The organism is Pseudoalteromonas ulvae UL12 (assembly GCF_014925405.1).
GTDB classification, from domain to species: Bacteria; Pseudomonadota; Gammaproteobacteria; order Enterobacterales; family Alteromonadaceae; genus Pseudoalteromonas; species Pseudoalteromonas ulvae.
Map to the genome: position 1 here is coordinate 194,935 of NZ_AQHJ01000028.1, position 11,621 is coordinate 206,555.

An 11,621-nucleotide genomic window follows, 5' to 3' on the forward strand; every position below is an offset into this window, starting at 1 on the left:
TCGCCATGACAATTCTTACATCAAAAATAAATCCACTTGACGCGCAATTTTTGCAAAATAAAGCAAACATGCAGTCATTGGTTGACGATCTTCATTCTAAAGCCCATACCTTGACACAAGGTGGCGGTGAAGCATTAATCGCACGTCACGAAGGTCGCGGCAAAATGTTTGTCCGTGATCGTATCGATACCTTGTTGGACGAGGGTTCGCCTTTTTTAGAAATCTCACAATTTGCAGCATATGGCGTTTATGAACAAGATATACCGTGCGCAGGTGTGGTTGCAGGCATTGGCCGAGTAAAAGGCATTGAATGTATGATCATCGGTAACGATGCAACCGTAAAAGGTGGCACCTATTTTCCGTTGACGGTAAAAAAACACTTACGTGCACAAGAAATTGCTGAACGTTGTCATCTGCCTTGTATTTATTTAGTTGATTCAGGTGGGGCAAATCTGCCTGAACAAGATGAAGTGTTTCCTGATAAATTGCATTTTGGCCGTATTTTTTATAATCAAGCCAGAATGTCAGCCAAAGGGATCCCACAAATTGCTGTGGTGATGGGCTTGTGTACCGCAGGCGGTGCCTATGTCCCCGCTATGGCAGATGAAAGTATCATAGTCAAAGAACAAGGAACTATCTTTTTAGCTGGACCGCCATTAGTTAAAGCGGCCACGGGCGAGGAAGTGAGCGCTGAAGATTTAGGCGGCGCCGATGTGCACTGTAAAATCTCAGGCGTGGCCGATCATTATGCTGATAATGACGCGCATGCTTTGTCTATCGCCCGTCAGTGCATCGCACGGACAAATCATAAACCCCCTACTCGACCATTATTAAACGATATTAAAGAGCCAAGATTTTCAGCACAAGAAATCTACGGCATCGTCGGCACCGATCTTAAAAAACCGTTTGATGTTCGTGAAGTGATTGCCCGTGTGGTTGATGATTCATCATTTGATGAATTTAAACGTTATTTTGGTGAGACACTGGTCACCGGTTTTGCTTCCATTTACGGTCATCCTGTTGGCATAGTCGCCAATAACGGGATTTTATTTTCAGAGTCTGCGCAAAAAGGGGCTCATTTTATTCAATTGTGCTGCCAACGTAATATTCCACTGGTGTTTTTACAAAACATTACTGGTTTTATGGTTGGACAAAAATATGAAGCCGAAGGCATTGCAAAGCATGGTGCTAAAATGGTTACAGCCGTATCCTGTGCGCAAGTTCCTAAGTTCACGGTGTTAATCGGTGGCTCTTATGGCGCGGGTAATTACGGCATGTGCGGTCGAGCATTTGAACCGACCATGATGTGGATGTGGCCAAACGCGCGAATTTCAGTAATGGGCGGTGAACAAGCCGCGGGAGTCTTAACTCAGGTTAAACAAGATGGCTTAGCACGAAAAGGGCAAAGCATGTCTGATGAAGAAATAATTGATTTCAAAAAACCAATTATTGAGCAGTATGAACAGCAAGGCCACCCTTATTACGCCAGTGCGCGATTATGGGATGATGGCATTATCGATCCTGCTCATACCCGCCATGTTTTAGGGCTCGCGCTTAGCGCTGCAAGCAATGCCCCCAAAGAAGACACGCAGTTTGGCGTGTTTAGAATGTAAGGAACGCGATATGTCAGTGACACTCTCTATAACAAAATCAAATGTGGCCACTATCGAACTTGATCGCCAAGCGGTTCATAACGCGTTTGACGACACCACAATTGGGCAACTCATCGAAACGATTGAATATGCCAAGACCTTAGATATTCGTGCATTAGTGCTCAAAAGTGCAGGAAAACACTTTTCTGCTGGGGCTGATCTGGCCTGGATGAAATCGATGGCCGACAATTCTTTTGAAGACAATTTAGCCGATTCAAAACAATTGGCTAAATTGATGTCGTCGCTGCACTCTGTTGCCGTGCCGACTCTTTGTTTGGTTCAAGGGGCGGCCTTTGGTGGCGCGATTGGACTTATTGCCTGCTGTGACATTGCTATTTGTACTGACGATGCAAAGTTCTGTTTGAGTGAAGTTAAATTGGGTTTAATTCCTGCCGTGATTAGCCCATACGTCATTCAAGCAATCGGTGAGCGCCAAGCTCGTCGTTATTTTTTAACCGCCGAAGTATTTAAAGCGCCGCAAGCGCAGCAAATGGGGCTAATACAGATAATCGATAATGATTTAGAGTCAGCTGCAAATACAATCTTGCAAGCGATTATTGATAATGGTCCAGCGGCTGTTCGTGCTGCAAAGCAGCTTATCAGCGCCGTCGCAGGACAAGTCATTGATGAATCATTGACTGACTATACTGCACAGCAAATTGCGTCTATTCGTGTATCAGAGGAAGGTCAAGAAGGGTTAAGTGCCTTTTTTGCTAAACGAGCCCCGAGTTGGCAACAATAATTACAGTGATGACAGGTCCCTACTATGTTAAATAAAATTTTGATTGCTAATCGTGGTGAAATTGCGTGCCGAATCATAAAAACAGCCAAGCGCTTAGGCCTCAAAACGGTGGCTGTTTACTCAGATGCTGATGCTAACGCGTTGCATGTTAAACACGCGGACGAGGCTTATCATATTGGTCCATCGCCGAGCAAAGATTCATATTTAGTTGCTGATAAAATTCTTGATGTCGCCAAACGTGCTGGAGCTGATTGTGTGCACCCAGGGTATGGATTTTTATCAGAAAACGATGGCTTTGCTAATGCCTGTTTAGCCAACAATATCGCGTTTATTGGCCCGCCTGCAGATGCAATCACGGCGATGGGATCAAAATCGCGTTCTAAAGAAATCATGGCTGCGGCCAATGTTCCTTTAGTGCCCGGTTACTACGGTCAAAATCAAGATATCGAATTTTTAAAACAAGAAGCGATTAATATTGGCTTTCCTGTCCTGATTAAAGCCGCTTACGGTGGTGGTGGTAAAGGCATGCGAGTGGTCAATCATATTGATGAATTCGAATCAGCCTTATCCGGCGCTCAGCGTGAAGCGCAAGCTGGGTTTGGTAATGATTTGGTGTTACTGGAACGTTATGTCAATCAGCCTCGTCATGTCGAAGTGCAAGTGTTTGCTGATCAGCATGGCAACTGTATTTACTTAGGTGATCGTGATTGCTCTTTGCAACGTCGCCATCAAAAAGTGATTGAAGAAGCCCCTGCCCCAACTCTTTCTGATACATTAAGAAAAGAGATGGGTGAAGCTGCTGTGCGTTGTGCAAAAGCCATCAATTATGTCGGTGCAGGCACAGTAGAGTTTCTATTGTGTGGTGATGAATTTTTCTTTATGGAAATGAACACCCGCCTGCAAGTTGAACACCCTGTCACAGAAATGGTCACGGGAATTGATTTAGTTGAATGGCAAATCCGTGTTGCTTCAGGGCAAGCTTTGCTCTTGACGCAACAGCAAGTCTTACTGACAGGTCACGCACTCGAAGCGCGAATTTACGCAGAAGATCCAAATCAAGACTTTATCCCTTGCTCAGGCACCATTAAAGCAATGTTAACCCCTGAGTTGTCTCAACATATCCGGATTGATACTGGGGTCGAAACAGGTGCTGAAATCAGCAGCTTTTATGATCCGATGATCGCTAAACTAATCGTTTGGGATGAGACTCGAAAATTAGCCATCACTCGATTACAGCATGCCCTTGAGCAATTTCACCTTGCTGGTTTTCATTGTAATGTCAGCTTTTTACATCAATTAGCTTCTCACAAGGGCTTTACTGATGCTCAACCTGATACTCACTTTATCGCCAACCATATTGATGATTTGATCAACGACAGCCTGCAAACGTGCAACATCAGTAAGGTGATGGCAAGCTTGGTGTATTTACATCAGATACGCAATGCCGATTCTGGCGATGCCTGGGACACACAAGCGGGCTTTCGATTAAATCAACAACAAAAAATTGCCATTCCATTTAGCGAAAGCGAAGATGTTTATGCAGTTCATTTTGAACAAGGCTATACCCTACACATCAATGGCTTCTCATTTACTGCTTCGGCCTCAATTGATCAGCAACAAATAACAGCTTCAATTAATGGCGAAAAATACAGCGCTGATTTTTATTATGATGCTGCCAATCACACGATCGATTTAATGTATTTAGCGTTTAATCATCAGTATGCGTTTAAGCAAAAGCATTATATCAGCGAAACAAATAATCAATCAGCGTCATTAGCCGCGCCTCTTAATGGCACAGTCGTCAAACACTTAGTCCCGCTTGGTCAAGATGTCAGTGAAGGTGATGGCGTTGTGATTATTGAGGCAATGAAAATGGAGTACACATTAGCCGCTCCATTTGATGGTGTATTAACGAGTTATTGTTTTGGTGAAGGTGAGCTCGTGACTCACGGCGCTATGTTGGCGGTGGTCGAGCCCCATGAAGGAAATGACTAAATGCTTCCTAATAAAGTAAAGATTGTTGAAGTCGGCGCTCGAGATGGCCTGCAAAATGAGCAAAAAGTGTCGACCCAAGACAAGGTCAACCTCATCAATCAGTTAGCGCAATCAGGTGTGAGTTATATTGAAGCCGGTGCCTTTGTATCACCTAAGTGGGTGCCGCAAATGGCCGATTCAGCAGAAGTCATCAATGCATTGTCGGTTGATTCTGTCGAATTATCGGCTTTAACACCCAATTTAAAGGGAGCGCAGGCTGCACTTGACGCTGGGATTAAAGAGTTTGCTATTTTTACTGCTGCCAGTGAAGCGTTTTGTCAAAAAAACATTAACTGCTCGATTGATGAGAGTATTGAACGATTTAAACCTGTGATGGCGCTTGCAAAAGCCCATAACATTAAAGTGCGCGGGTATGTCAGTTGCGTGTTAGGTTGCCCATATCAAGGACATGTAGAATACGCCGATGTGTTGCGTGTGAGTCAATCCTTGCTTGCTCTGGGTTGTTACGAAGTTAGCTTAGGCGATACCATAGGTGTTGGCACCCCAGGTAAAGTGACAGAGTTACTTAGTTTGCTCAAACAACATATCCCAACGCAGCAGCTTGCGGTTCATTTTCATGATACTTACGGTCAAGCGTTAGCAAATATTTACGCGGCGTTGATGCAAGGGATTTCAACTGTTGACAGTGCAGTGGCAGGTCTTGGGGGTTGCCCTTATGCACAAGGTGCGTCAGGAAATGTTGCCACTGAGGATGTTGTATACTTACTGCAAGGACTTGGCATTGAGTGCGGAATTGATTTAGAAAGACTAGCGCGCGCAGGATGGCTTATTTGCGACGCTTTAAATAAAGCGCCATTAAGTCGGGTATCCAATGCCTTGCGCAGCAAATTAGATGCTTAATAATTATGTGTTTTAAGGGAGTTGGCCATGGCCGGTTTTGATAAAGTAGTAACAAGCTACGAGCAAGCAATGCACGGGCTTAAAGATGGCGATACTGTGATTGCCGGTGGTTTTGGCTTATGTGGTATTCCAGAAGGGTTAATCGCAGAAATTAAGCGTAAACAAACCAAAGATCTGACGGTAGTGTCCAATAACTGTGGGGTTGATGATTTTGGTTTAGGGATTTTGTTGCAAGACAAACAAATCAAAAAAATGATTGCATCTTATGTAGGTGAAAACGCACTATTTGAACAACAACTTCTCAGTGGTGAACTTGAAGTGGAACTGACTCCACAAGGGACATTAGCTGAAAAAATGCGTGCCGGTGGTGCGGGGATCCCAGCATTTTATACCGCTACAGGCTATGGTACGCCAGTCGCTGAAGGCAAAGAAGTAAAAGAATTTAATGGACGCCCTTATATTCTTGAAGAATCTATCACTGGTGAGTTCGCTATTGTAAAAGCGTGGAAAGCAGATCGTTATGGCAATCTTGTCTTTAGACATACAGCGATGAACTTTAACCCTATGGCTGCAACAGCAGGTAAAATCACTGTGGTAGAGGTTGAAGAAATAGTCGAGCCAGGTGAACTCTCACCATCAGAAATACATACGCCTGGTATTTATGTAAACAGAGTCATCAAAGGCAACTTTGAAAAACGTATCGAACGCGTTACAACTCGCGGCTAACTTGGAGAATTGAAATGGCATTAACTCGTGAACAAGTCGCCATGCGAGTGGCGCAAGAACTTCAAGATGGCTTTTATGTCAATTTAGGCATTGGTATTCCGACACTGGTCGCAAATTATGTACCCAAAGGTATTGAAGTGATGTTGCAATCAGAAAATGGCTTGTTAGGTATGGGTCCCTATCCAACTGAACAAGATGTTGATGCGGATATGATCAACGCGGGTAAAGAAACCGTTACAGCGGCAATTGGTGCTGCCATATTTAACAGTGCTGAAAGCTTTGCTATGATCAGAGGTGGTCATGTTGACCTCACTGTACTAGGCGCTTTTGAAGTCGACCAAAATGGGTCAATCGCCTCTTGGATGATCCCTAAAAAGTTAATCAAAGGTATGGGTGGTGCAATGGATTTAGTCGCTGGCGCCCAAAATATCATTGTGACTATGATGCATGCCAATAAACATGGCGAATCAAAATTATTAGAAAGCTGCGAGCTACCGCTGACAGGTGTTAATTGCGTTAAAAAAATTGTCACTGATTTAGCCGTTCTCGAAGTTAAAAATGGTGCGTTCCACCTGTTAGAACGTGCCCCTGGTGTCACTGTTGATGAAATCATCAGTAAAACAGCAGGTAAGTTAATTGTTGCAGGTGATATTCCAGAAATGGTTTTCGAGCAATAATTAAGAGTACCGTCCTCATTCCCAGTGTCTAAGATACTGAGAAACCCTCAAAATCCCTCGCAAGAGGGATTTTTTTTGCCTAATTTATGACGATAAAACCCGTTGAAACAATGCCACTGCATTTTGATACATAGTCATCGCGAGTGCTGGATCGTAACGCTCTCCTTCATCACGCATAAAAGCATGCTCAGCATTGACTTCGAGCCATTGAAAATTAAGCTCATGTTGTTGCAGTGCTTGATATATCTTGATGCGGCCTTCTTTTGGCACATGAGGATCTTGCTTACCCCATACAAAATGGATCTCGCCTTTAATTTCTGATAAACGCCGAAATGTTTGTTGATTTTCATTTGCGGGTAATGTATCACTGTGAAGATCGGTGGCATATAAACAAAATGCCGCTTTGATACGAGAATGGATCGCCGCTCGACATGCCAAATGGCCACCGATGCACACGCCGATCACGCCAATTTTGTTATTGGTATGAACTAACGTATCGTTGAAATCAATCATTGCTTGTAAGTCAGAATCATAACTCGTTAAATTTTTCGTCCATTTATCCTGATTACCCTTGTTTTTACCCTCATCATCATAACCAAGTACGGTCCCTATCGGGTTTAATTCATGAAACACTTCTGGCACAATAACGACAAATCCATGACTGGCAATAATGGCGGCGCTGCGTGAGATAGGTGCTGTTAACTGAAAAATTTCAGAATAAAAAATCACACTTGGGTAAATTCCTTGCACGCTGGGTTCGTAAATATAACAGCGCATACTCCCTGTTGCGGTTGTTAAATCAACCTTAGATGTTTTAACTTGCATAAACCTGCCTTATTAATAATTGTAAACCGATTTTAAACTGAATTATCAATCTACAAAATAACATAACTAATTGAACATCCGTTTTTTTTGAACTAATTTTATAGGGTAATTCTTAACAAGGATCAGAAATGGATAGCGAAAAGATAGTAAGTCGCCGTGATGCTTTAAAAAAAATGCTCTCGACATCCATTGCCGTGACAACAGCGTTTAAAGTCCCCTATGTTTTCGCTAAACAAAAGACGTCATTGCGCATTTTAGGAACACACGTCACTTTGCAAGAGCCTATTCGGCGCCAAGCAATGGAAGATTTAGGAATTGATCTGATTTTTGAGCCTAAAGGGAGCGCACAAGTTTTACAAAAAGCATCGATGAAACCCTCATCCTTTGATTTATACGAGCAATGGTCAAACAGTATACAAATTTTATGGCAAAGCGGCGCGATCCAACCAATTGAAAAGAAAAGAATTCAGTATTGGGATGAGATCAATCCTCTGACGAAATCGGGGAAAATCACCCCTGATGCTAATGAAGGGGCTGGTGACGCACCCTATAAGATTTTACATATTCAACCTGATGGTTCATTAGGGATCCCCCATACCGACCACATTAGCTTTTTGCCCTACGTGCACAATGTTGATTCATTTGGGTATAACACACAGCAGATCCCTGCTGGCGTCCCCTATCAAACCGAGAGCTGGGGCTGGTTACTTGATGAAAGCAATAAAGGCAAAGTGGCCATTATTAATGCTCCAACCATAGGGATATTTGATTTAGCTCTCGCTGCAAAAGCAAATGGTTTAGTGAGCTTTAATAACATAGGTGCAATGACCAAATCAGAGCTTGATTCACTGTTTTCTGTGTTGTATGACCTGAAAAAGCAAAAGCACTTCAGCGGCTTTTGGACATCTGTACCAGAATCCGTTGATTTTATGCAAACAGGAAGAGTGTCCATTGAAAGTATGTTCTCCCCGGCGGTATCTGCATTGAATGCTCAAAATATTCCAGTGGTATTTGCAGCCCCAAAAGAAGGCTACCGCGGTTGGCATGGGGTGATGTGTTTGTCATCAAAAACGCATGGTCGTGTAAAAGATGTTGCCTATGAATACATGAATTGGTGGTTGTCGGGTTGGCCCGGTGCGTTCATTGCGCGCCAAGGTTATTACATTTCTAATCCACAACGCTCTCGTAGTTTATTATCAGCAAATGAATGGAATTACTGGTATGAAGGACTTGCGGCAAATGAACACCTAAAAGGCCCGGATGGTTTAATTTCAGTGAAAAAAGGGAGTATTCGTACTGGAGGGAGTTATGAAACACGATTAAGCAATGTCGCCGTGTGGAATACCGTAATGCCGACTTATGAATATAGCTTACAAAAATGGTATGAATTTATCAGCTCCTAAGGATACCTGTGTTTAACTCAATTAAACTGCAAATTTATTCAATATTGAGTGTGTTAGTCTTCGCTTTATTAATACAAGTGTATTTGTCTTATACGAATCAGGGCTCATTCATCGCGGGAATAGATTTGACCGAACAAGCGGTTCAAAAAGTAAGTTTGGTGAGAGAAGTAGAACTCGGGGTACTCGATTTGCAACGCAATGTGCTGATTTATAAAGAAACGGCCAGTGATTCGATCATCAGTCGATTTGCGATAATTTTAGAAGAAGTTAAACAAGGGCTAACACAACTAGAAAAGCTGTCTAAAAACGATGTTGACTCCGTTAAGTATCGAGATTATTTGTTCAGAATGAAGCAACACCTTGATGACTATAATGAAAACTTTACTGCGGTGATTGATGGGCGCCGACAACGGGAAGAAATATTCAGCTCCGGCTTGTTGTCCGAAATGAAAAAACTTAAAACGTTAATTGATTTTCATTTTTTTGAGCAACCTGAACTGAGAACCCAGTTAAATAACCATCTAGCTCAGAGTCAAAATATCGCCCTGCTATATTTGCTTTCACAAGATTATCAAAACATTACCGCTTTTAATGAACACATTACGATGTCACTTGCCTTAATCAATGATCAAGACCTAGTCGACGTTGAACAACAACTCGATTTGATAAAAGCAAATTTTTCTAAATTGAGCCAAGTAACAAGAGGCTATGTTTTTTTAACGAATGTTGTGATGACAGGCTCTGCAAATGAGTTTCTTTATCTAAGTCAGCAATTGAATAAGTATGTTGCCACGCAATTAAACGAAACAAACCTACAAGTAAAGCAGACGCTTAATCGCGCACGTTTACGAAACAATGTCATTGCTATTCTCGGAATCGTCGTTGCGCTGTGTTGCGCTGTGTTCCTTGTCTATAGAATAATAAAGCCAATCAATTCAATCACTAAAATTTTTAAAAAGCTGTCTCTTGCAGAAGATATCGATCGTATTCCTGGCCTCAAACGTCATGACGAGATTGGATCGCTTGCCAAGGCAGCAGATGTTTTTAAAAACAATAATAAAAATACCGTTAAATTACTCGAACAAGCGAATGAGCTTAATTCTGAACTGCAGTCAGCCCGATTAAAAGCAGAAAAAGCGACAGAATTTAAGAGCATTTTTTTAGCGAATATGAGCCATGAGATTCGGACACCCATAAATGGTATTTCTGGGTTAATCGAGCTTTGTATGGATACTGAACTCACATTTGAACAACGCGAATATTTAGAAAAAGCCATTTATTCCACCGAATTGCTCATGAATTTAGTGAACGATATTTTAGACTTTTCAAAGGTCGAAGCAGGTAAACTCACTCTTGAATCTATTGAGTTTTCAATAGAATCAACGTTGGAAAATTTAGTGGCCAATATCTCGCCAAAAACATATGAAAAAAAACTGCATATCAATTGTGAGATTGACCCGCGTTTGCCGAAGGTTATGCTGGGCGACTCCTTAAGAATCAACCAAATATTATTCAATTTATGTACCAATGCCGTTAAGTTTACTGCGCATGGCAGCATCAAAATATCGGCTAAATGGTTAGGGCCGACAAGCCGTAATACAACACATTTTTTATTGACGGTCAGTGATACCGGTGTTGGATTAACAAAGCAACAGTGTAGCGATATTTTTAATTCCTTTACCCAAGCGGATGGTTCCATTAGTCGTAAATATGGCGGTACCGGATTGGGATTGAGTATTGTAAAACAATTGACTGAGTTGATGGGTGGGAAAATTTTTGTTGAATCTGAACTTGGCGTTGGCAGCCATTTTAATATTGAGTTGGAGCTACACACTCCCGATGCAAATAAACCTATTTTTAGTTTGGAGCAAATCCCCGAGCAAACTATATATTACATTCAATCTGAAGAGCTACTCTTACCTAACTATTTGAGGAAAATTTTAACACCAAAATTAGTCATTTCAGACTTAGCGGCTTTGGCTAAAGGCGACCTTACTGAACATGTTATCTTATTAGAAATCGATGATGACACATTAACTGAAACATTTTTTGAACAGCTTATTGCTGTGAGTAATCCCAATTTGTACATCATCTTTTTATGTGAGAACAATCAAGCCAGCTTTATTAGCCAACAAGCGATTCCATTTGAACACGTATGTTTAACCGTCCCTATTTTCCCAAGTAAATTGAGTAAAGCGCTCAACAGGCAATTAACAAAGCCATTATCTTCGCCAGTTATAGATTCACGCAGCGCGATTAAACAACCATTGAATATCTTATTAGTGGACGACAATCAAATAAACCTCATTGTCGCCGGTGAAATGCTCAAACAAATTGGCGTCAATGTAATGACGGCCGAGAATGGACAAATTGCTGTTGAAACAATTCAAAGCGGTGCACAATTTGATTTAATCTTAATGGATATTCAAATGCCCATTATGGATGGATATAGTGCCACAGAAACATTAAGGGAGTTGGGGTATACAAAAGAATCTCTCTTTATTTGTGGGTTATCAGCAAATGCAATGCAAGTTGATTACGATAAAGCGTTCAGTGCTGGGATGAATGAATACTTAACGAAACCCATCGTCAAACAAACACTGCTTGATATGCTACTTAAATACTTTCCTGAGGATCCTAACAGTCATTAATTGTGTGTTTTTTATTCTAACGACGTGAACTGCATAAGTTATTCGAACAT

At 41.8% G+C, this 11,621-nt stretch carries 9 protein-coding genes; 8 read left to right on the plus strand and 1 reads right to left on the minus strand.

Going from position 1 to position 11,621, the window contains the following annotated elements; translation table 11 throughout:
* Positions 1–5 precede the first annotated feature (5 nt).
* Genes PULV_RS11200 through PULV_RS11225 form a run of 6 tightly spaced genes read left to right on the plus strand, consistent with a single transcriptional unit; the run spans position 6 to position 6,692 of the window.
* Positions 6–1,613 (plus strand): carboxyl transferase domain-containing protein, encoded by a 1,608-nt coding sequence (locus PULV_RS11200; RefSeq protein ID WP_086745049.1) that lies wholly within the window; start codon positions 6–8, stop codon positions 1,611–1,613.
* A gap of 10 nt (positions 1,614–1,623) precedes the next feature.
* Entirely contained in the window at positions 1,624–2,394 is a 771-nt protein-coding gene (locus PULV_RS11205) for an enoyl-CoA hydratase-related protein (protein ID WP_086745050.1), read from the plus strand.
* Positions 2,395–2,418: 24 nt separating this feature from the next.
* Positions 2,419–4,389, plus strand: a complete 1,971-nt coding sequence (locus PULV_RS11210; RefSeq protein ID WP_193331741.1) for an acetyl/propionyl/methylcrotonyl-CoA carboxylase subunit alpha — start codon at positions 2,419–2,421, stop codon at positions 4,387–4,389.
* Positions 4,390–5,289 carry a hydroxymethylglutaryl-CoA lyase gene (locus PULV_RS11215; RefSeq protein WP_193331742.1) on the plus strand — a complete coding sequence of 300 codons (900 nt, stop codon included), beginning with the start codon at positions 4,390–4,392 and terminating at the stop codon, positions 5,287–5,289.
* A 27-nt stretch (positions 5,290–5,316) separates the two neighbouring features.
* On the plus strand, positions 5,317–6,015 hold the full coding sequence (locus PULV_RS11220) for a CoA transferase subunit A (protein ID WP_193331743.1): 699 nt from the start codon (positions 5,317–5,319) through the stop codon (positions 6,013–6,015).
* 14 nt (positions 6,016–6,029) lie between these two features.
* A complete protein-coding gene (locus PULV_RS11225; protein ID WP_086745054.1) occupies positions 6,030–6,692 on the plus strand; it encodes a 3-oxoacid CoA-transferase subunit B in 663 nt (220 codons plus the stop codon).
* Positions 6,693–6,776: 84 nt separating this feature from the next.
* Here PULV_RS11225 and PULV_RS11230 read toward each other — a convergent pair whose 3' ends face one another.
* Entirely contained in the window at positions 6,777–7,517 is a 741-nt protein-coding gene (locus tag PULV_RS11230) for a dienelactone hydrolase family protein (RefSeq protein WP_086745055.1), read from the minus strand.
* 128 nt (positions 7,518–7,645) lie between these two features.
* Between PULV_RS11230 and PULV_RS11235 the strand changes: the two genes are divergently transcribed.
* Both PULV_RS11235 and PULV_RS11240 read left to right on the plus strand, forming a co-directional pair.
* Complete coding sequence (locus tag PULV_RS11235) at positions 7,646–8,920, plus strand: ABC transporter substrate-binding protein (protein WP_193331744.1); 1,275 nt, start codon at positions 7,646–7,648, stop codon at positions 8,918–8,920.
* 8 nt (positions 8,921–8,928) lie between these two features.
* A complete protein-coding gene (locus PULV_RS11240; protein WP_193331745.1) occupies positions 8,929–11,571 on the plus strand; it encodes an ATP-binding protein in 2,643 nt (880 codons plus the stop codon).
* Positions 11,572–11,621: the final 50 nt, after the last annotated feature.